Genomic DNA, 19,264 nt, shown 5'->3' with positions numbered 1-19,264 from the left:
CGGTACGGCGCGGCGTACCGTGGCAGCGTGGCAAACGGAGACCTGGCGCGGAATCTTCGGCGCCTGCGCCGCCTCGCCTCCCTGACGCAGGAGGAACTGGCGGAGCGTTCAGGGATTTCGGTCGATGTGATCCGCCGGCTCGAGCAGCGGCGGAAGCACTCGGCCCGGCTGCCCACGCTGCACGCGCTGGCGAACGGTCTGGGCGTGGAGCTGACCACGCTGCTCGGGGACCCGCCCGCGGTTGCCGCCGACGGCGAGTCCGACGGCCCGCGGTTCGTGGCGATGCGGCGCGCGATCATGCCCGTGCTCGGTGCTCCGGGCCCGCGGCCGCCCGGCCCGGGGTTCTCCCTCGACCGCCTGCGCGAACAGATCGCGGAGGGGTGGTCGCAGTATCACGCGGCCGAGTTCGACACGGTCCTGAAGTCGCTTCCGGACCTCATCACGGACGCGCGTTCCGCCACCGTCACAGGGGACTACGACACCCGCGGCGCCGGGTTCGCGGCGCTGGGCAAGGTGCTGCAACTCTCCGGCCACGTCGGGGTCCGCATGGGCAGGACGGACCTGGCCCTGATCGCCCTGGAGCGGGCCATCGGCGCCGCCGAAAAGTCCGGCGACCCGCTCCTCGCCCCCATGGTCGTCAATTCCGTAGCGTGGACGTACCAGCGGCAAGGGCGCCTGGACGACGCGCTGCACGTCGCCCTGCGCGCCGCTGACGACATCACGTCCGGCGGCCACGCGGGCACCGCGGACGGCCTGAAGGTCTGGGGCGCGCTGACCATGTCCGCCGCCACGTCGGCCGCGCGCGGCAACGAGTACCAGCGGGCAGCCGAGTTGATGGCGGGAGCGGAGAAGGAAGCCACCCGCGTGGCCGCACTGCCCACGGGCAGTGACAGTCGCATGGTCAGCGTCTTCAGCCCGACGTCGGTACGCATCGAACGCGTCCGCCTGGCCGTCCAGTACGGGCACCCCGAGGAGGCCCTCGAACTGGCCAAGGGCATACGGCTGAGCAAGGACACCCCGCCGTCATGGCGGACATGGCTGCTCCTGGACGTGGCCCGGGCGCACACGGACCTCGGCGACGCCGCCGGGGCGGTGAAAACCCTGGAGTCCCTCCGCCGCACGGCACCGACATGGATGCGGCACCACACCCTGGCCGTGGCCATCGTCCGCGACCTGCGGACGCTGCCCAACCGCCCCGCCGGACTGGGTGCGTTGGCGGAGTTCCTGGGCGTCGGCGACCATGAGGAGTCGACACGGCGAAGACCGCGGGGCCCCGGCCGGACCCGGGCAGCAGCGCTCTGAAGTGGCAGGGCGACGCCGACCGGCTCGGCACCGGCACCCTCCCGACCGCGACCGCGGCCTGAGACCATCGAGCCCATGGGCAAGCACCGCCGACCCGGCCCCCCGAACCAACCGCCGCGCGCCGTCCCGCGCGCGGACACCGGCGACCCGTTCGCCGCGTACGAAAAGCGGCGCCGGGCCCCCATGGACGTGTACCGCCGCCACCGCCCACTGCACGGCGGCGCCAGTCACCTCGGACCCGACCGGCCCAGGGCCCTGGAGGTGTGGGACGGCTTCGCCTACGCCCCCGCCGGGACCGCGGAGAACCTTGGTGCCGCGCAGGCGTGGGTGAACGGGACTGACTGCGCCTGAGGGGTGTGCCAGGAGGGGGTCGCCTACGGGGAGCGTTACCCGTGGGGCGCGGCGGTGGCCGGTGTGCTCGGATCAGTGGGTCAGCACCATCGCGCACAGCACGGGTGCGCCTGCGAACGGCCGCGCCTCGCCCACGGGCTCGTAGCCCCAGCTCTCGTAGAGGGCGCGGACCTTCGGGTGTTCCTTGTGTACGAGGAGTGTCACCCGCTCCTCCGGGCGGCCGCGCAGCAACTCGTCATGGATCAGCCGTGACGCTCCCGTGCCGCGCCACGGCGAACGGACCATCAGCTCCGACAAGGCGAACGTCCGTGTGCCCGTCTCGGCCATGAACCCATCGGCCGGGGTGGGTTCGACCTTCCCCCACCAGGTCGTCGCCGGGCCGAGCGGCGCGCCGTAGGCATAGCCGACAGGCTCACCTCGGGCGTAGCCGACGACGCACGCGAAGCCCTCCTTGCCGGACCAACTGTCGGCGAACCTGGCGAAGACGTTCCTGGGGGCGAGGGGGTCGTCGACGCCCGCGTACACCTCGTCGTGGACGTCGAGGAGGAGGTCACGGATCTCGGCCGCTTGAGCGTGTCCGTAGTGCCGGAGGTCCAGTTCCGGGTGCCCGGTCAAGTGCGCCCTCCTTGGGCTGCGGTGGCGACCCGGGCGAGACGGTCGCCGATACGGCTGCTGGTGACGGTTCCGGTCCGGACCGTCGCGATGGTGGCGCTGGCCCGATCACGCTCGCCCTGAGCCAACTGCAGCTCAGCGATCAGCATCGTGTAGAAGGTCCGGTTGCGTGGGAAGTCGCCCCCGAGAAGGTCCAGGGTTCGAAGAGCTTGCTGTTCCGCGCGGACATACTGTCCCGCGCTCTGATGGGCGAGGGCGCTCAACCCGGACAGTTCCGCAGGAGTGAGGAACGCAAGCCAGCTCGGGACACCGGTCGTATCGGCGCGATCGTGGGCACGATCGGCCGCTACCAGATGTCGGGCCATGCCCCGCACGTCGTCGGTCCGAGCAAGGTAGTCCGCGAGCCGGGCATGCAGGAGCGACGCGATCAAAGGCTCGGAACGTACGTGTCGCTCGGCGAGGGCCGCCCTGGCGATGCGTGCCGCCTCAGCCGGTCTCCCGGTTTGCTTGGCCTGGACAGCGAGGTCGGACCAGGCGCGAGTCACGGCCGTCCGGTCACGGGCCAGGAGCGCTGCTTGGAGCGCTTCGTTCCGGAAGCGGGAGGCGAGGGCGTAGTCGCCGCAGTCGTGCGCCGACCAACCCGCGCAGGCCGCCACGGCAGCGACCACCCCGGACATGGCACGCTCGACGCGTTCGCTGCTCGTGCAGTGGTTCAATGCCCGCTGCAGCCCTCTCAGGTAGTTGGCCGCGACATCGACCATGGCGCCGCCACCCAGTCCATTGAAGTGTGCGTCGAGACGGGCGGTAGTGCTCCGGGCCCGGGCGACGTCGGACATCCCGAGGCGGCCGGTTCGCGGTGCCTGGTCGGTTCCGAGAGCGGCAACGAGAGCTCCGGCGAGGAATGTACGGCGCTGCACGCGAAGTTGTGCGTCCATGGCGTCCATGGGTGGCGGCGCTTCGGCGTCGGGAGTGGTGGACTTGTTCCGCACCTGGGGTGGGACATGAGCCGGTTGCTCCGTTCTCGGAGAGAACCCCATGTCGTGAGCGCTGCGGCCGAGAATGTGCTCCAGCAGCCGAAGGTGCCGTGGCCATGGGCAGCGGACGTGCCCCGCGATCCAACGCCGCACATGTCGGTCAGTGCAGTTCGCGGGCTCGCCGAACGTCTCGACGGCCAAGCGGTTGACTTCATCGGCAAACGCCTGATGTGTGTACCCGAACTCCGCCAGGAGCGCCTCCAGTTCGGTGTTCCGCCGCCTGGTCATCGTGTCCTCCTGCTGCGCGAGTCGCCTGACGGTAGTCGTACCGTCACCGCCTGCTGAGGAAACTGTCCGGTTCCCCGCCGGGAAGTGTCCGCGATCCGTCCTGATGTCGGACCGGACGAGTCCGGTTTCCTCAGGGGCAACGAACCCCGGCGGCCACTGCGAACGGCCTGGGGGCGTGGCCGACCGCGAGGAGTCGACATGAGCGAAAGTATGGTCCCCGAGCCAGGCCCGGGAAGCTCGGCGTGCAAGCAGACACCCGAACGGGAAGCCGTCACCGACTGGTTCGCCGGGGCCCACCCCGTCCCGCGGCAAGCCCTCGCCGAGTGGGCGAACTGCGGTGTCGCGCTGCTGCCGCTGGGCGGGCGGTTCGACGCCCTCCGCGTCGCCGGGCGGCTCGTCCACTCCGCCGTGGGCAGCGGGCGGCCGGAAGCCGTCGGTGCGGCCCTGGCCGACTGGCTGCACGGACCCGTCATCCGCGACAGCCGCACCGGCAGCGGTCAGTACTACGTCCTCATCGCCCCGGACGCCCAGTGGCAGGGCGCCGCCGACCGGCTCGGCACCGGCACCTACCTGGCCGTGCCGCGCATCGGCAAGCAATTCTCGCCGGTGACGTACTGGGCGGTGCAACCGCGGCGCCGCGGCCGGCTCTGCGACCCCGCGCACCTTGCCGCGCTACTGGCCACGGCCGACGTGCTGGAGGCGCCCGACTCATGACCGCCACCGACCAGGCCGCGTCACATGGACACGACCGGCGCGCCGCCTACCGCGAACACCTCGCGACCTGCCCCCGCCGCCACCTCGGCATCCTCGCGGACTGCGTCGAGGGCGCCCTCCTCCGGGCGGCCCGGAACGGAGAGGAGCGGCCCGGCCGTCCTGGTTCCGCTACGGGCGCGGCGGCTCCGTGACGGGCGGGGCCAGCTTCGTCAGGGCCACGGAGAGGTGCTCCAGGGCCTGTGCCGTGCGGGCGAACTCCTCCGTGCCGCCGAGCGCCTCCCGCAGTCGGGCCGCGAGGTCCGCGTGGCCCGGCTCGATCTCCGCCACGGCCGCCCTGCCCGCCTCCGTGGGGCGCAGCAGCTTGGCGCGGCGGTGTGCCGGGTTCGGGGCGTACTCGGCCAGGCCGCGCCGTACCAGGAGGTCCGCCACGCGCTGCACGCTCTGCCGGGTGATGCCCATGGCGCGGGCGATCCCCGCGACCGGCAGCGGTTCGCGCAGGACCGCGCCGAGCACCTGCCACCACGCCGCCGTCAGACCGGCGGGCGCCGCCAGTTCCTCCGAGGCGGAGAGGAACTGGCCGTTCAGACGGAAGACCGTGAGTGCGGTGCGGGTGAGCAGGTCCTGGACGGCGTCGCCCCGGGTGGACGCCGCGGGCTGCGCGTCGCTCATGACGCGAGCGTCTCGTACGCCGTCGGGTCCGAGTCGTGGAAGAGGCGGTACCACGCATCCAACTTCTCGCCCTCGAACGCCCCCATCCGCTTGAGGACTTCGCGTGCGAACGCGACCGGCTCGGTCGGCCCCGCCGTGATCAGGTCGCCGTCGGTGACCGCGTCCGACTCGACGTACCGGTCCGCGCCCCCGTACCCCGTCGCGTCCAGGTACATCGACACCGCGCTGGTGTGCGCCCGGTCGTCGAGCAGGCCCTCGCGGGCGAGCCCGGCCGTGGCGCCGCAGATCGCGGCCACCGGCACTCCCGCGTCGAGGAAGGCGCGGGCCGCGCGGGCGAAGGGGGCGAGCGAGTCGCCCGTGTCCCACAGGTCGCCGCCCGGCAGGATCAGCAGCGCGCTGTCCTCGGGCCGCAGCTCGTCGAGCGTCAGGTCCGGCTGGATGCGCACGCCGCCGACCGTGGTGACGGGCTCGCGCGTCGCCGCGACGGTACGGATCTCGTGGCCCGCGCGGGCCAGGTACGCGGTGGCGTAGCCCGTCTCCCAGTCGGCGAGGGCGTCGTACACGGCGAGGTGAACCGCGGGGGTGGTGGTCGTGGTGGCGGCGGATTCGGTGGTGCTGCTGCTCATGAGGGCTCCACTCGGCGGCGCGGTGCGTTTATGTGTCTGTAAGCATGCTGTCATTATGGCAGCGTGCTGTCAATGAGTCGGCGGGTGCTTAACCCTCGCCGGAGGCGGGCTTAACCCGTGCCTCCCTAGCGTCAAGGCCATGGACCTGCCAACTCTCGCCGCCCACCTCGGGCTCGACCTCGCCGCCGTCTGTCTCCTCACCTTCGCCGTGTTCTATCCACGGCACCGCAGACGCGATCTTGTCCCCGCGTATCTCGCCCTGAACGTCGCGCTGTTCGCGGTCGTGGCGGCGCTGTCGGAGGCGTCGGGCGGGGGCGGGCTCGCGCTCGGGTTCGGGCTCTTCGGGGTGTTGTCGATCGTTCGGCTGCGCTCCGACTCCGTACGCCATCAGGAAGTCGCGTACTACTTCACGACCCTCGTCCTCGGCCTGCTGTGCGGGCTCCCCGGCCTTTCGCTCGGGATGGCCGCGGGGCTCTCCGGCGTGCTGCTCCTGGTGATGTACGTCGGTGACCACCCCCGCCTCTACTCCCGCGACCGCCGGGCCTTCGTCACCCTCGACGCCGTGTACCGCGACGAGGACGCGCTGCGCGCCGAACTCGCCCGGCGGCTCGGCGAACCCCTCGGCTGGACCGTGCAGGAGGTCGACTACGTACGGGACCTGATGGTGCTGGAAGTCCGCTTCCGCAAGCCGGAACCAACGCGGTACGAAGGGGAGTTCATGGAAGTGGAAGCCCCGACCCCGTCGTACGCCGCCAAGGAGGCCGCCGCGTGAAACCCGCCGTACGTGCCCTGAGCCGTGCCGCACTCGCCGCCCATCCCGTCTCCCTCGACGAGCTGAACGCCCGCGCGGAGCTCCTCGCCCGCTACGACCACAGCTATCTGGTCCCCGTGGAGATCTTCGCGGACTTCGCCGCGCTGCTCACCGACCCGCGCAGGGCGGGCGGCCCGTTCCGCGCGCTGAGCATCGGCGGTCGCCGCTCCTTCGGCTACCACTCCACGTACTACGACACCCCCGCCCTGCACACGTACCACGACCACCGGCAGGGCCGCAGGCTGCGCTACCGCGTACGGGAGCGGGTCTACCAGGACAGCGGGGAGCGGCAGTTCGAGATCAAGCTCAAGACCGGGCGCGGTGAGACCGTCAAGCACCGGCAGCGGATGGCGGGCGAGGACCACGCCCTCGACGATGCCCGGCGTGGCTTCCTCACGGGGGTGCTGCGGGGGTCGTACGGCATCGAGGCACCGGTCGGGCTCACGCCGTCCCTCGTCACCGACTACCGCCGCGCCACGTTCGTCGCCGACGGGCAGCGCGTGACGTGTGACGCGGCGCTCGTGGTGCGGGACGTGGCGACGGGGCGCTCCGCCGTCGCCGACAGCGGGCTCGTCCTGGTGGAGACGAAGACCCGGGGGCGGCTGACGGAGGCCGACCGGGTCCTGCACCGGTACGGGCTCCGCGCCGCCGAGTTCACCAAGTACTGCGGCGGCTTCGCGGCCGTACGTCCCGACCTCGGCGTCAACCGGTGGGCCCGGGCGGTGCGGACGGTGTTTCCGCGAGCGGCGCGAGCGGGAAGGTGAGCGTGACGCGGGTGGGGCCGGTGGTGACACCGAAGGTGCCGCCCGCGTCCTGCGCCGTACGGCGCGCGATGTCGAGGCCGAGGCCGGTGGACCCGGCCCCGCTGGTGCCCCGGGTCGCGGCGGCGCTCTCCGCTAACCCCGGTCCTTCGTCCGTGACGGTGAGGCGGGCGTGCCCCGGGTCGGGGACGCTGACGGTGATGCGGAAGGCGGTGCCCTGGGGGGTGTGGTCGAGCACGTTGCCTATGAGGGCGTCTAGGGCGGCGGCGAGGTCGTCCGCGGACACCGCCACCGGGACCTTGCCCCCGCCCTGTGGGCGTCCGCGATCCGTCCCGCCCTGTGGGCGTCCGCGATCCGTCCCGCCCGGTGGGCGTCCGCGTTCCGTCGCGCCCGGTGGGCGTCCGCGAACCGTCCCGCCCGGTAGGCGTCCACTGTCCGTCCCGCCCGGTGGGCGCAGCCCCGGTTCCGGGCACCCGTGACGTGGGGGGCCGGTCGGTTCCGGTACGTCCACAGAAAGCGCCCGCCCCTGGTCCTCCGCCAGCGGCAACCAGAACGCCCCCCGCTCCAGGGCGACCTCCGCCAGGTCCGAGCGGGCCGCCCCGCGCAGCGGCAGCCGGGCCCGCCGGATCACCTCGTCGACACTGCGCTCAAGGGCGGCCACGTCACCGGCGATCCGCCGAGCCTCCCCGGCGTCCCGCAGCGACTCGGCGTCGAGCCGCAGCGCGGCGACGGGCGTCCGCAGCCGATGCGCGAGATCGGCGGCGTTCTCGCGGGCGGTCTCCCGCTCGGCGCCGAGCAGCTCGTCGATACGCCCGGCAAGCCGGTTCAACTCGGAGGCGACAAGGCGGAGTTCGGGCGGGCCCTCGACGGCGGCACGGGCGGTCATGTCTCCCGCGGCGAGCCGTTCCGCCGTACCGGCGAGCGACCGCGTGGCCCCCACGAGCCGCGCCCCCAGTTGGTCGGCGAGCAGCAGCCCGAGGAGTACGAGGCCGATGCCGATCCCGGCGAGCACGAGCCACGAGGTGAGCGTGCCCGCGTACAACTGCCGCTCGGTGAGCGTGACGCGGACGACCGCGGTGCCGTCGGCGGCCCCGTGCACGGGGACAAGGACCTGGCGTCCGCCGGTCGACGGTTCGTAGGTGAAGGCCCGCCCGGTACGGGCGAGCCGGACGGCGTCGCCGACGGCGCCACGGCCGCCGCCCGCGGGCCCGACCGTGCGGCCGTCACCGAGCACGAGGGACGTGACGGGCAGCCCGTTCCCGTTGACGCTCGCCACGGTCTGCTCGGCGGTCGGCCGCTCCCGGGCGGAGGCGAGCGCGGGCCCGATCGCGTGCGCCACCCACTGCGCGCGTGCGGTGGCCTCGGCGGTCGCGCGGTCGGCGGCGTGGCTGCGGGTCAGGAGGGTGAGGGGGACGAGCAGGGCGGTGAGGACGAGGGCGGTGGTGGCGGCGGTGCGGCTCCGGCCCCGGCCCCGGCCCCGGCTCCGGCCCCGGCCCCGGCTCCGGCTCCGGCTCCGGGTCCGACTTCGGCTCCGGGTCCTGCTGCGACGCCGGGCCCGGCCCGGCATCGGGACCGGCCGTGACGTCGGGTCGGGCTGCGACGCTGGGACCGGCCTCGACTCCCGGTCCCGGCCCCTGTCCGGCTTCGGCTTCGGCATCGGGACCGGCCGTGACGTCGGGTCGGGCTGCGACGCTGGGACCGGCCTCGACTCCCGGTCCCGGCCCCTGTCCGGCTTCGGCTTCGACGCCGGACCCGGGTCCGGCTGCGACGCCGGGTCCGGCTCCGGCTCTGGGTCCGGCTCCGGCTCCGGGTCCGGCTGCGACGCCGGGTCCGGCCTGGGGTCCGGGTCCGGCCTCGGTGTCTGGTCCGGCCTCGGCGTCTGGTCCGGCTTCGGGACCGGCCGTGACGTCGGGTCGGGCTGCGGCGCTGGGGCCGGCCTCGACTCCCGGTCCCGGCCCCTGTCCGGCTTCGGCTTCGATGCCGGACCCGGGTCCGGCGCCGAAGCCGCTTTCGGCTGCGGTGCGGGCCTCGGCTTCGGCACCCCCGGGTGCTGCGAGTTTCACGCCCACCGTGCGTACGGTGTGCAGATATCGCGGTGCCTGCGCCGTCTCGCCCAGTTTTCTGCGCAGCCACGACAGGTGGACGTCGACCGTCTTGTCGGCACCGCCGAGCGGCTGGTGCCAGACCTCCGCGAGGAGTTCGCGGCGCGAGACGACCTGCCCCGCTCGGCGGGCGAGATGGGCGAGCAGGTCGAACTCGCGGGGCGTGAGTTCCACGGGCACGCCGTCCAGGGCGACCTCGCGGGCGCCCGGGTGCACGGTGAGCCCGCCCACCCGCAGCGGCTCCTCGCCCTCGTCCGCGCCGAGGCGCCGCAGCACCGCCTTCACCCGCGCGTCCAACTGCGCGGCGCCGAACGGCTTCACGATGTAGTCGTCGGCGCCGTCACTGAGGACGGCCACCATCTCCGGCTCCTCGTCGCGCGCGGTCGCCACGATGACGGGTACGTCGCTGACCGCCCGCAGCATCCGCAGGACCTGCGCGCCGTCCACGTCGGGAAGACCGAGGTCCAGGACGACCAGATCGGGGCGGTGGGTCACGGCCGCGTCCAGGCCCGTCATGCCGGTGGGCGCGGTCGCCACGGCGTGGCCCCTGTCGCGCAGGGCCCGGACGAGCGCGCCGCGCAGTTGGGGGTCGTCCTCGATGACGAGCAGGTGGGCCATGCGGACACGGTAACCAGGGGTTCACCGGGAATCGGCCGCCGATTCACGCCGGAGCGGGCTCCGTGGGGCGACCTTAACCGGGCCTTTAACCGGACGTTAGGGAACGGTGGGAGAGGGTGGCGGGGTGGGAAAGTGGTGGAGTGCGGCGGGGACGGCGGCCTGGGTGGCGGTCGGTACGGCCGCGGGGGCGTTGGGTGCCTGGCAGTTGGCCAGCGCGGATTCTGGCGGGACCGCCCACAGCAGGCCGTTGGACGAGGGGGCCGTGCGGCGGGCGCTCACGGAGACTTCGGGGGGGCCGGTGCCGTCTGCTTCGGCTTCGGGCCCTGGCCCGGGCTCAGCCCCGGCTGCGACGCCGTCGACGGGTGCTCGGGCCGAGCGGGCCACCGTCCGGTTCACCGGGGGGACCGCGACTGTGGAGTGCCGTGCGGACTCCACCGTGTACCTCGTCTCCTGGAGTCCCGCCGACGGGTACCACGTCGATGACGATGTGAGCCGGGGGCCCGGTGCGGTGGCCCGCCTGGAGGCGGAGGCCAACGATGACGACGTACGGGACGATCTCGCGTACGAGATCCGGTGCACCCCCGAGGGGCCTCGGGCCCAGGTGGTCCCGGACGCCCCGGACGCCCCGGACGACCGGGACGAACCGGAAGCCCCGGACGACTGACCCCCCACATCACACGCACCGGAACATGGGCTGTGCCCACCCTCCCCCAAGCTCTCGGCTCCGCTCGAGCAGGGAGGTGCCCTCCCTCGCCCCTGGCGGACCAGTTGCCCACAGGGGGTGGGCACAGCCCCGGCGTACGGTGCCGGAGTGCCGGGGGAGCGGAGCGAGCAGGCGCCCCCCGGGCGACAGAATGTCGTGTTCCCGGGGAGGGGGCAGACAGGACGCCCATGGCTCGGCGCGGGCGTGGACATCTACCCTCGGCCGCATGACCCCTCAGCCAGACCCGCAGCTCGGCGCAGTCGTATCCGCGGCGGACCGCGCCCACGTGTTCCACTCCTGGTCCGCCCAGGAACTCATCGCCCCGCTCGCCGTCGCCGGCGCGGAAGGCTCGTACTTCTGGGACTACGAGGGCAACCGGTACCTCGACCTCACCAGCGGACTCGTCTACACCAACATCGGCTACCAGCACCCCAAGGTCGTCGCCGCGATCCAGGAGCAGGCCGCGACGATGACCACGTTCGCGCCCGCCTTCGCCGTGGAGGCCAGGAGCGAGGCCGCCCGGCTGATCGCCGAGCGCACCCCCGGCGACCTGGACAAGATCTTCTTCACCAACGGCGGCGCCGAGGCCGTGGAGAACGCGACGCGCATGGCCCGGTTGCACACGGGCCGCCCGAAGGTGCTCTCCGCCTACCGCTCGTACCACGGTGGCACCGCCGCCGCGATCAACCTCACCGGTGACCCGCGCCGCTGGCCCTCCGACAACGGCTCGGCCGGTGTCGTGCGCTTCTGGGCGCCGTTCCTGTACCGCTCGCCGTTCCACTCCGAGAACGAGGCCCAGGAGTGCGAGCGGGCCCTCCAACATCTGGAGGACACCATCGCCTTCGAGGGGCCCTCGACGATCGCCGCGATCATCCTGGAGACCGTGCCCGGCACCGCCGGGATCATGACGCCGCCGCCCGGCTATCTCGCCGGTGTGCGCGAGCTGTGCGACCGGTACGGGATCGTCTTCGTCCTCGACGAGGTCATGGCGGGCTTCGGGCGTACCGGTGCCTGGTTCGCCGTGGACCACTTCGACGGGGTCGTGCCCGATCTGCTGACCTTCGCCAAGGGCGTGAACTCCGGGTACGTGCCGCTCGGCGGCGTCGCGATCTCCGGCGCCATCGCGGAGACCTTCGCCAAGCGGCCCTACCCGGGCGGGCTCACCTACTCCGGGCACCCGCTGGCCTGCGCTGCCGCCGTCGCCACGATCAACGTCATGGCGGAGGAAGGGGTCGTCGAGCACGCCGCCCGCGTCGGCGCGGACGTCATCGGGCCCGGGCTGCGGGACCTCGCGGAGCGGCACCCGAGCGTGGGGGAGGTGCGGGGGCTCGGCATGTTCTGGGCCCTGGAGCTGGTACGGGACCGGGAGACCCGGGAGCCCCTCGTCCCCTACAACGCGAGCGGCGATGCCAACGCTCCGATGGCCGCGTTTGCCGCTGCCGCGAAGGCGAACGGGGTGTGGCCGTTCGTGAACATGAACCGTACGCATGTGGTGCCGCCGTGCAACATCTCGGAGCCCGAGGCGAAGGCTGGCCTTGCGGCCCTCGACTCGGCCCTGGACGCCGCCGACGCGCACATCGCCTGAACAGAGGCACCCGGGGGGCGGGTGCGGTGACCCTCGCTTTCACGTGACCGCACTCGCCCCCCGGGTGCCTCTGTTCCGTGACCCCGGTCACTCGGGCCCGCAACCCCGACCGCGTAGTCTGACGTGCTCGTAAGCGACCTGGGGGAGGCCCACCACCATGCCCGGACCCGACGGCCCGGCCGTCATCCGCAGCACCCTGCGCCAGCAGATCGCCGACGCCCTGCGCGACGAGATCCTCGCGGGCCGCCTCGTGCCGGGCCAGGAGTTCACGGTGAAGGAGATAGCCGACCAGTACGGCGTCTCGGCCACCCCGGTCCGCGAGGCCCTGGTGAACCTGTCCGCGCAGGGCCTCCTGGACTCCGTACAGCACCGCGGCTTCCGCGTGCACGAGCACACCCTCGACGACTACCGCGGCATGCTCCAGGCCCGCGGCCTCATCGCGGACGCCATCTTCCGGGACGTGACCACCACCTCCGCCCACCACGCGGTGCCCGCCGCCGCCTTCGTCTCCGTACGCCGCCGCGGCGAGGAGGCGGCCCGCGCCGCCGCGGCCGGTGACCTCACCGTCCTGATCGGCTACGACCTGCGCTTCTGGCGCGAGCTGAGCGCCCTGTTCGGCAACGCCTACCTCTCGGACTTCCTGCACCGCCTGCGCGTGCAGTCCTGGGTCTGCGCGGTCCCCCACCTGCGCCGCGAGAGCGAACGCGGCGGTGACCTGCGCGGCCGTCTCTGGTCGCGGCACACGGACCTGGTGGACGCCCTGACCCGGCGCGACGCCGCGCACGCGCACACCATCGTCGACGAGTACAACGCCCACTCGCTCGACCTCGTCGCCTCCCTCGCCGCAGGGTCCGTGAGGCCCGCGGGACCCCCGGGGCCCGCGGGATCGGCAGGGCCCGCAGGACCCTCCGCATGAGCGTCGATCTGTCCGTCGTCATCCCCGCGTACAACGAGGAAGGCCGCCTCGCCCCCACCCTGGACGCGATCCGCGCCTACCTCGACCACCCCGGCGGCCCCACCGCGGAGTCCCCGCGGTGGGAGCTGATCGTCGTCGACGACGGCTCCACCGACCGCACCGCCGACATCGCCGCCGAGGCGGCCGCCCGCGACCCGCGCGTCCAGCTCATCCGCGGCGGCCGCAACCGCGGCAAGGGGCACGCCCTGCGCCGGGGCGTCCTCGCCTCCTACGGCCGCCGGGTCCTGGTCACCGACGCCGACCTGGCCGCGCCCATCGAGGAGCTGCCCGCCCTGGAGAAGGCGCTCGCCGACGGAAACGCGGCGGCCGTAGGCTCCCGCGCGCGGCCCGGCGCGACCATAGACGTCCACCAGCACCGCCTGCGCGAGCTCCTCGGCCGCGGCGGCAACTTCCTGATACGCACGGTCGCCGTCCCCGGAATCCGCGACACCCAGTGCGGCTTCAAGCTCTTCGACGGCGACCGTGCCCGAGCGGCGTTCGCCGCGTCCCGGCTCAGCGGCTGGGGCATCGACGTCGAGATCCTGCACCACTTCCGGCGACAGGGCTGGCCCGTCGCGGAGGTGCCGGTGCGCTGGTCGCACCAGGAGGGCTCCAAGGTCAGGCCCACCGACTACGTCCGGGTCCTCGCCGAGGTCTCCGCCCTGCGCGTCCGCGCCCTGCGCCGCGCCGACCTCCTGGCCCTGGCCCTCTTCGTGGTCTTCGCCGCCGTTCTGTACTCGGCCCGCTGGATCTCCCCGGACCACCGCTACCTCCCGCACTCCCTCCAGGACCAGAACCAGTGGGAGTGGTTCTTCGACGTCACCGCCCACAACATCGGCCACCTGAAGAACCCGCTCTTCACGGACCTGCAGAACGCCCCCGACGGCGTGAACCTCATGGCCAACACGGTCATGCTCGGCCTGTCCGTCCCCCTCGCACCCCTCACCTGGGCCCTCGGCCCCGCCGTCAGCCTGAACGTGGCGATGACCCTCGGCCTCGCCGCGACCGCCTTCGCCTGGTACTGGCTGATCGCCCGCAGACTCGTGACGCACCGGGGCGCCGCCACCCTCGGCGCGGCCCTCGCCGCGTTCGCGCCGCCGATGATCAGCCACGCGCACGCCCACCCGAACTTCATCGTCCTCTTCATGATTCCGCTGATCATCGACAGGGCGCTGCGGCTCTGCGAGGGGCGGCGCGTCGTGCGGGACGGCGTCGTCCTCGGGCTCTTCGCGACCTACCAGATCTTCCTCGGCGAGGAGCCGCTGCTGCTCGCCGCGATGGGCATGCTGCTGTTCACGGTGGCGTACGCGGTGGTGCGCCGCGATGTCGCACGCGCCGCGTGGCGGCCCCTCGCACGCGGGATCGGTATCGCGCTCGCGGTCTGTCTGCCGCTGATCGCCTTTCCCCTCTGGTGGCAGTTCTTCGGGCCGCAGAGCTACAAGAGCGTGCTGCACGGCGACAATGCGGGCAACAGCCCGCTCGCCCTGCTCTCCTTCTCCGAGCGCTCCCTGGCGGGCGACGCGGACACCGCGGCCTCGCTGTCCATGAACCCCACCGAGCAGAACGCCTTCTACGGCTGGCCGCTCGTCGTCCTGGCGTTCCTGATCGTCGGGTGGCTGTGGCGGCGGGCGGTGGTGAAGGCCCTCGCGTTCACCGCCCTCGCCGCGGCCTTTCTGTCCCTCGGGCCGAAGTTCCGCATTCCGCTGACCGACGTGGTCCTCTCGGGTCCTTGGGCGCTGCTCTCCGACAAGCCGCTGTTCGAGTCGGTCATCGAGTCACGGGTGGCGATGGTGTGCGCGCCCGCCCTCGGGATGCTCGTCGCCCTGGCGGTGGGGCGGCTCGTGGCGCGGGGCACCGAGGGCCGCCCGGTGCGGGGCGCGCCCGTGCGGTACGCGGGCCTCGCCGCCGTCGCCCTCGCCCTGCTGCCCCTGGTCCCGCTGCCCCTGAAGGCGGTGGACCGCGCCGACGTGCCCGCGTTCATCGCGGACGGCACCTGGAAGGAGTACGTCGACACGGCCGCGGGCGAGACCCTCGTACCGGTGCCGCTGCCCGACCCCGCGAACGCGGAGGCCCTGCACTGGCAGGCCGTCACCGGCCTGGGCTTCCGGCTCCCCGGCGGCTACTTCAACGGGCCCTGGGGCCCGGACCGCGTCGGCATCTACGGCGCGTCGCCGCGCAACACCTCCGACCTGCTGCGCGACATCCGCAGTTCCGGCCGCCCGGTGCGGCTCAGCGACGCCTGGCGCCGTGCCGCCCGCGATGACCTGCGGTACTGGAACGCGGGCGTCCTGGTGCTCGCGCCGCAGCCCGCCGACACGGCGTTGCGCACGACGGTCGACGACCTCCTTGGACAGCGCGCAAAGTGGGTAGACGGGGTGTGGATCTGGGACGTGCACGGGGGAGGCTGAGCGGGTTCCGGTGCCACTACGCTTCCGCAACAACACGCACGGTAGCTACGCCAGATAGCTGCGTACGAAGCCTTGTACGAAGCCTTGTACGAAGCCATGTACGAAGCCCTTCACCGAGCCGACCCTAGGAGCATTTCTTGGCCTGCGACCTGTGGCTGGTCCCGCTCGTCGACGTGCTGTGTCACAGCGCCGACAATCCCTTCGCCGAGGAACTCGCCGTGTACGACAAGGCGCTCGGCGAGGCCGGACTTCCCTCGGTGCCCGTGTACGCCTACATGCCGGGTCTCTCCGGCGACGTGGCCCCGGTCGCGGGGTTCGACTACGACGCGCTGCACTTCCTGCGCCGCGCCTATCTCCTGAAGATCTGCGGCCTTGAGGTCACGCCCGTCGACGCGCTCGGCGGCGACTACGAACAGCTCCTGGAGATGTTCGACGCGACCGCGCAGCAGTCGCACCTCGTGTGGCACTACGACCACGCGGGCGCGTACGTGCCCGTGGACTTCCCCGCGCCGCTCTCCAACGACGAGCTCCTCGCCGGCGGCGGGCCGCTCGGCTCGTCCCAGGCCCTCCTGCGGGAGCTGGAGTACGTCGCCCCGTCCATCGGCATAGACCCGGCGAACCCCCCGCTGCCCCCGGCCCCGCCCCAGGCCCCCACCACCCTGGAGGAACCGGCGACCCCGGCCCCCCACGACCCGAGCCCCTTCGCCCGCGAACGCCACGTCTGGCTGGGCCTCCACGCGGCCACAACACGAAGCCTCGCCCAGGGTTCCATGATCATCTATAGCTAGCCCCAGCCGCTCCCGCACCCGCAAGGCCTACCGAGGCTCAGGCGGCCGCTGCCGAGGCATGTTCGGCCGGGCCCCCGGCGGCAACGGAAACCGCCCCGGGCCCGGTCCCCCCTCCCGGGGGTGCCCGGAACCCCCACCGGGCACGGCACCCTGCATCACCAGGGGCGCGGGCCCCGCCCGGAACTCCACCATCCAGTCGGCCGTCTCGGCCCGGACGAGCTCCGTCACGTCCTCGGAGAACCGCCGCAACACCCCGAGGCACCGCTCGGCCGCCTCACTGGCAGTCCCGTCCGTGGGCCCGAGCACCTCCCGCACACTCTCCGACGCCCAGTCGAACTGCAACACCTGGAGCCGCCGCTGCACGGCCTGCGCGGTGGCCATGTCCCGCATCCACCCGGAGGTGAGCCCGAAGAACCGGTCGCACCCCGCGCACGCCACCCCGGCGAGCAGCGACACGTACCCCCAGGGAGCCGCGCCCGCGACCCCGCCCGCGAGGTCGAGCAGCGGAAGCACCCCCGCCCCCACGGCCCCGAGCGCGGTCCCGCCCCGCAGCAGCCGGGCGCCAAGCCGCTTGCGGGCCCGGTCGCGCAGGTACCAGGCGGCGGTGTCGAGGGCCCCGCGCTCCACCCAGCGGTACAGCTCGTCGAGCCGGTCCGCGGGCTCGCCCCAGTCGCCCAGGGGGAACGCCCGCCCCGCCAGGTCCCCGGGCGGCGACCCGGGCGGCGTGCGGTCACCGGCGCCGCTCCCTTCCTGAGGCACCCCCTCAGGCTGCATCTCCGGCTGGTGGTGGCTCACCCGGCACTCCCTCGGCTTCCGCACGCAGCTTCTGCATGCATAAGTGACGCAACGTAGTGGATCGTGCCCTTGCGCGGCACCAGTCCTACCGCCCAATGGGTGGCTATGCGGCAGTTTTCGCGCCTTTTCCGCCTGGAAGGGGCGCTTGATCAGGTATAGGCGCGCGGCAGATCTCACCCGAACGAGTGGCGGCCGGAGTGCTGGGGCGCGTGCACCCCTGACCACGTAGGCTCGTGACAGACGGGAAAACCCCGCCATACGGACCATCCGAACCGACCTATCGACCCCTCTGACGACCAGGAGCTGATCGTGATCCCCGGTGGTGGCCAGCCCAATATGCAGCAGTTGCTGCAGCAGGCCCAGAAGATGCAGCAGGACCTCGCCGCCGCGCAGGAGGAGCTCGCGCGCACGGAGATCGACGGACAGGCCGGCGGCGGCCTCGTCAAGGCGACGGTCACCGGCTCCGGCGAGCTGCGCGGCCTCGTGATCGACCCGAAGGCGGTCGACCCCGAGGACACCGAGACCCTCGCGGACCTGGTGGTCGCGGCCGTGCAGGCGGCGAACGAGAACGCCCAGGCGCTGCAGCAGCAGAAGCTCGGCCCGCTCGCCCAGGGCCTTGGCGGCGGCGGCATCCCCGGCCTGCCGTTCTAGGGCGCCGCGGCCCTGGCCACTGCGGTTCCCTTCTAAGTCGGCCGACGGCCAACTACGGTACGTACAAAAGCTCCCTGAGCCCCGAAGAATGAAGATCCGGAAGTCGGGTACGGCGACCGGAAACAGGAAGGCACTCCGTGTACGAAGGCGTGGTCCAGGACCTCATCGACGAACTGGGCAGGCTGCCCGGCGTCGGTCCCAAGAGCGCGCAGCGGATCGCCTTCCACATCCTCCAGACCGAGCCCACCGACGTACGCCGTCTCGCCCATGCCCTCCTTGAGGTCAAGGACAAGGTCCGCTTCTGCGCGACCTGCGGGAACGTCGCGCAGGAAGAGCTGTGCAACATCTGCCGCGACCCGCGCCGCGACCCCGCTGTCATCTGCGTGGTGGAGGAGCCCAAGGACGTGGTGGCGATCGAGCGGACCCGTGAGTTCCGCGGCCGGTACCACGTCCTTGGCGGGGCCATCAGCCCGATCGAAGGCGTGGGACCCGACGATCTGCGCATAAGGGAACTCCTCGCCAGGCTCGCCGACGGCACGGTCACGGAGCTGATCCTGGCCACCGACCCGAACCTGGAGGGCGAGGCCACGGCGACGTACCTCGCACGCATGATCAAGCCCATGGGCCTGAAAGTCACCCGCCTGGCCAGCGGGCTCCCTGTCGGGGGAGATCTGGAATACGCGGACGAGGTCACCCTGGGCCGCGCTTTCGAGGGGAGACGACTCCTAGATGTCTAAGTCAGCCGAAGCACACCAGAGCACGCTCCTGCACTCCGCCGCGCCGGACCCGGACGACTTCGCGGTCCAGATCTCCGACCAGATCGAGAGCTTCATCGTGGCGGTCACGGAAGTCGCGCGCGGAGACGAGCCGGACTCGGCCGTCCCCTTCCTTCTCCTGGAGGTCTCCCAGTTGCTCCTCGCCGGCGGCCGTCTCGGCGCGCACGAGGACATCGTCCCGGACGAGCGGTACGAGCCGGACCTCGGCCCGGAGGGCGACGTGGACGAGCTCCGCGAGCGCCTCGCCGCCCTCCTCGACCCGGTCGACGTCTACAACGAGGTCTTCGACCCCTACGAACCCCGCAAGGCGCCGGTCGCCTCCCGCATCTCCGACGACCTCACCGACGTCGTCACCGACCTGCGGCACGGCCTCGCCCACTACCGCGCGGGCCGCACCTCCGAAGCCCTGTGGTGGTGGCAGTTCTCCTACTTCTCCAACTGGGGCGCCACCGCGTCCGCGTCCCTGCGCGCGCTGCAGTCCCTGGTGGCCCACGTCCGCCTGAACCAGCCCCTGGAGGACCTGGACGGCCTCGACACCGACGAGGACCTCTCCGACGACGCCCTCGCGGAGGTCGCGGGCCAGGTGATGGCGGAGGAGCTGGCGGGCCCGCTGGGCCTTGGCGAGGCGAAGTAGACCGCACCGGCCGGGCGCTGTGACCCGCCCCACTTTCCGGAGTGGGCCGCTCCACGGCGGGCATGTGCCCTCGCGGAGCGGCCGGAGTACGGACCGCCCGGCGATCACCAAGTGAGCGGGACATCTCATGATGTGATACCC

Annotated in this window: 21 protein-coding genes and 1 pseudogene; 14 read left to right on the top strand and 8 right to left on the bottom strand. The window is 72.7% G+C overall.

Annotated elements, in window-relative coordinates; translation table 11 throughout:
- Positions 1–27 precede the first annotated feature (27 nt).
- Both IG78_RS0110285 and IG78_RS0110280 read left to right on the top strand, forming a co-directional pair.
- Positions 28–1,302, top strand: coding sequence for a helix-turn-helix domain-containing protein (locus tag IG78_RS0110285; protein ID WP_078965009.1), 1,275 nt, complete (start codon positions 28–30; stop codon positions 1,300–1,302).
- Between the two features lie 75 nt (positions 1,303–1,377).
- On the top strand, positions 1,378–1,653 hold the full coding sequence (locus IG78_RS0110280) for a DUF6087 family protein (RefSeq protein WP_030561420.1): 276 nt from the start codon (positions 1,378–1,380) through the stop codon (positions 1,651–1,653).
- Between the two features lie 72 nt (positions 1,654–1,725).
- On the opposite strand, the gene IG78_RS0110275 is transcribed toward IG78_RS0110280, so the two are convergent.
- The gene (locus IG78_RS0110275; protein WP_037685379.1) at positions 1,726–2,268 is read right to left on the bottom strand and encodes a GNAT family N-acetyltransferase; all 543 of its coding nucleotides are present in this window, start codon (positions 2,266–2,268) and stop codon (positions 1,726–1,728) included.
- Positions 2,265–3,527, bottom strand: coding sequence for an NsdA family TPR-like regulatory protein (locus tag IG78_RS0110270; RefSeq protein ID WP_051852503.1), 1,263 nt, complete (start codon positions 3,525–3,527; stop codon positions 2,265–2,267). Before IG78_RS0110270 ends, IG78_RS0110275 begins: the two co-directional genes overlap by 4 nt.
- 198 nt (positions 3,528–3,725) lie before the next feature.
- On the opposite strand from IG78_RS0110270, the gene IG78_RS0110265 reads away from it, so the two are divergent.
- On the top strand, positions 3,726–4,241 hold the full coding sequence (locus IG78_RS0110265; RefSeq protein ID WP_225882036.1) for a hypothetical protein: 516 nt from the start codon (positions 3,726–3,728) through the stop codon (positions 4,239–4,241).
- A complete protein-coding gene (locus tag IG78_RS0110260; protein ID WP_030561412.1) occupies positions 4,238–4,432 on the top strand; it encodes a hypothetical protein in 195 nt (64 codons plus the stop codon). The genes IG78_RS0110265 and IG78_RS0110260 overlap by 4 nt, the downstream gene beginning before the upstream one ends.
- On the opposite strand, the gene IG78_RS0110255 is transcribed toward IG78_RS0110260, so the two are convergent.
- Together IG78_RS0110255 and IG78_RS0110250 are read right to left on the bottom strand one after the other, a co-directional pair.
- Complete coding sequence (locus tag IG78_RS0110255) at positions 4,410–4,910, bottom strand: MarR family winged helix-turn-helix transcriptional regulator (protein WP_051852501.1); 501 nt, start codon at positions 4,908–4,910, stop codon at positions 4,410–4,412. The genes IG78_RS0110260 and IG78_RS0110255 overlap by 23 nt on opposite strands.
- On the bottom strand, positions 4,907–5,536 hold the full coding sequence (locus IG78_RS0110250) for a DJ-1/PfpI family protein (RefSeq protein ID WP_030561409.1): 630 nt from the start codon (positions 5,534–5,536) through the stop codon (positions 4,907–4,909). The genes IG78_RS0110255 and IG78_RS0110250 overlap by 4 nt, the downstream gene beginning before the upstream one ends.
- A 139-nt stretch (positions 5,537–5,675) precedes the next feature.
- On the opposite strand from IG78_RS0110250, the gene IG78_RS0110245 reads away from it, so the two are divergent.
- A complete protein-coding gene (locus IG78_RS0110245) occupies positions 5,676–6,308 on the top strand; it encodes a DUF4956 domain-containing protein (protein WP_051852500.1) in 633 nt (210 codons plus the stop codon).
- Positions 6,305–7,111: a VTC domain-containing protein gene (locus IG78_RS0110240; RefSeq protein WP_030561405.1), complete on the top strand. Its 807-nt coding sequence runs from the start codon at positions 6,305–6,307 to the stop codon at positions 7,109–7,111. The genes IG78_RS0110245 and IG78_RS0110240 overlap by 4 nt, the downstream gene beginning before the upstream one ends.
- Here IG78_RS0110240 and IG78_RS50535 read toward each other — a convergent pair.
- The 3 genes and pseudogenes from IG78_RS50535 to IG78_RS50530 all read right to left on the bottom strand — a co-directional run bounded on the left by IG78_RS50535 (position 7,050) and on the right by IG78_RS50530 (position 10,224).
- A complete protein-coding gene (locus IG78_RS50535) occupies positions 7,050–8,447 on the bottom strand; it encodes a sensor histidine kinase (protein ID WP_051852499.1) in 1,398 nt (465 codons plus the stop codon). The two genes, IG78_RS0110240 and IG78_RS50535, sit on opposite strands and share 62 nt — an antisense overlap.
- Positions 8,448–9,144: 697 nt before the next feature.
- Positions 9,145–9,828: pseudogene (locus IG78_RS0110230) on the bottom strand (response regulator transcription factor); the annotation flags it as partial.
- A 96-nt stretch (positions 9,829–9,924) separates the two neighbouring features.
- Positions 9,925–10,224 (bottom strand): hypothetical protein, encoded by a 300-nt coding sequence (locus IG78_RS50530; protein WP_211267704.1) that lies wholly within the window; start codon positions 10,222–10,224, stop codon positions 9,925–9,927.
- Positions 10,225–10,240: 16 nt separating this feature from the next.
- Between IG78_RS50530 and IG78_RS49105 the strand changes: the two genes are divergently transcribed.
- From IG78_RS49105 to IG78_RS0110205, 5 genes are all read left to right on the top strand, one after another.
- Entirely contained in the window at positions 10,241–10,492 is a 252-nt protein-coding gene (locus tag IG78_RS49105) for a hypothetical protein (RefSeq protein ID WP_051852498.1), read from the top strand.
- 265 nt (positions 10,493–10,757) lie between these two features.
- Positions 10,758–12,116 (top strand): aspartate aminotransferase family protein, encoded by a 1,359-nt coding sequence (locus IG78_RS0110220; RefSeq protein WP_030561401.1) that lies wholly within the window; start codon positions 10,758–10,760, stop codon positions 12,114–12,116.
- Between the two features lie 157 nt (positions 12,117–12,273).
- On the top strand, positions 12,274–13,032 hold the full coding sequence (locus IG78_RS0110215; RefSeq protein WP_030561399.1) for a GntR family transcriptional regulator: 759 nt from the start codon (positions 12,274–12,276) through the stop codon (positions 13,030–13,032).
- Complete coding sequence (locus IG78_RS0110210; RefSeq protein WP_030561396.1) at positions 13,029–15,479, top strand: dolichyl-phosphate beta-glucosyltransferase; 2,451 nt, start codon at positions 13,029–13,031, stop codon at positions 15,477–15,479. Before IG78_RS0110215 ends, IG78_RS0110210 begins: the two co-directional genes overlap by 4 nt.
- Positions 15,480–15,616: 137 nt before the next feature.
- Positions 15,617–16,267 carry a hypothetical protein gene (locus IG78_RS0110205; protein WP_030561394.1) on the top strand — a complete coding sequence of 217 codons (651 nt, stop codon included), beginning with the start codon at positions 15,617–15,619 and terminating at the stop codon, positions 16,265–16,267.
- A 27-nt stretch (positions 16,268–16,294) separates the two neighbouring features.
- On the opposite strand, the gene IG78_RS0110200 is transcribed toward IG78_RS0110205, so the two are convergent.
- The gene (locus IG78_RS0110200; protein WP_030561393.1) at positions 16,295–17,041 is read right to left on the bottom strand and encodes an SLATT domain-containing protein; all 747 of its coding nucleotides are present in this window, start codon (positions 17,039–17,041) and stop codon (positions 16,295–16,297) included.
- A gap of 330 nt (positions 17,042–17,371) precedes the next feature.
- Here IG78_RS0110200 and IG78_RS0110195 point away from each other — a divergent pair, with 330 nt between their 5' ends.
- From IG78_RS0110195 to IG78_RS0110185, 3 genes are all read left to right on the top strand, one after another.
- Entirely contained in the window at positions 17,372–17,713 is a 342-nt protein-coding gene (locus tag IG78_RS0110195; RefSeq protein WP_078965013.1) for a YbaB/EbfC family nucleoid-associated protein, read from the top strand.
- A 137-nt stretch (positions 17,714–17,850) separates the two neighbouring features.
- Complete coding sequence (gene recR / locus IG78_RS0110190; RefSeq protein ID WP_030561391.1) at positions 17,851–18,450, top strand: recombination mediator RecR; 600 nt, start codon at positions 17,851–17,853, stop codon at positions 18,448–18,450.
- Complete coding sequence (locus IG78_RS0110185) at positions 18,443–19,123, top strand: DUF5063 domain-containing protein (protein WP_051852497.1); 681 nt, start codon at positions 18,443–18,445, stop codon at positions 19,121–19,123. Before recR ends, IG78_RS0110185 begins: the two co-directional genes overlap by 8 nt.
- The last annotated feature ends 141 nt before the right edge of the window (positions 19,124–19,264 follow it).

Source organism: Streptomyces aureocirculatus (assembly GCF_000720475.1).
Classification (GTDB): Bacteria; Actinomycetota; Actinomycetes; order Streptomycetales; family Streptomycetaceae; genus Streptomyces; species Streptomyces aureocirculatus.
The sequence above is the reverse complement of the archived record's forward strand: the minus strand, read 5'-3'. Positions and strand labels throughout refer to the sequence as shown.

Coding starts and splice junctions, on each gene's coding strand:
- IG78_RS0110215 (WP_030561399.1), top strand. CDS start 12,274: ATGCCCGGACCCGACGGCCCGGCCGTCATCCGCAGCACCCTGCGCCAG.
- IG78_RS0110270 (WP_051852503.1), bottom strand. CDS start 3,527: ATGACCAGGCGGCGGAACACCGAACTGGAGGCGCTCCTGGCGGAGTTC.
- IG78_RS0110245 (WP_051852500.1), top strand. CDS start 5,676: ATGGACCTGCCAACTCTCGCCGCCCACCTCGGGCTCGACCTCGCCGCC.
- IG78_RS0110265 (WP_225882036.1), top strand. CDS start 3,726: ATGAGCGAAAGTATGGTCCCCGAGCCAGGCCCGGGAAGCTCGGCGTGC.
- IG78_RS0110260 (WP_030561412.1), top strand. CDS start 4,238: ATGACCGCCACCGACCAGGCCGCGTCACATGGACACGACCGGCGCGCC.
- IG78_RS0110200 (WP_030561393.1), bottom strand. CDS start 17,041: ATGCAGCCTGAGGGGGTGCCTCAGGAAGGGAGCGGCGCCGGTGACCGC.
- IG78_RS0110255 (WP_051852501.1), bottom strand. CDS start 4,910: ATGAGCGACGCGCAGCCCGCGGCGTCCACCCGGGGCGACGCCGTCCAG.
- IG78_RS0110210 (WP_030561396.1), top strand. CDS start 13,029: ATGAGCGTCGATCTGTCCGTCGTCATCCCCGCGTACAACGAGGAAGGC.
- IG78_RS0110185 (WP_051852497.1), top strand. CDS start 18,443: ATGTCTAAGTCAGCCGAAGCACACCAGAGCACGCTCCTGCACTCCGCC.
- IG78_RS0110280 (WP_030561420.1), top strand. CDS start 1,378: ATGGGCAAGCACCGCCGACCCGGCCCCCCGAACCAACCGCCGCGCGCC.
- IG78_RS0110250 (WP_030561409.1), bottom strand. CDS start 5,536: ATGAGCAGCAGCACCACCGAATCCGCCGCCACCACGACCACCACCCCC.
- IG78_RS0110220 (WP_030561401.1), top strand. CDS start 10,758: ATGACCCCTCAGCCAGACCCGCAGCTCGGCGCAGTCGTATCCGCGGCG.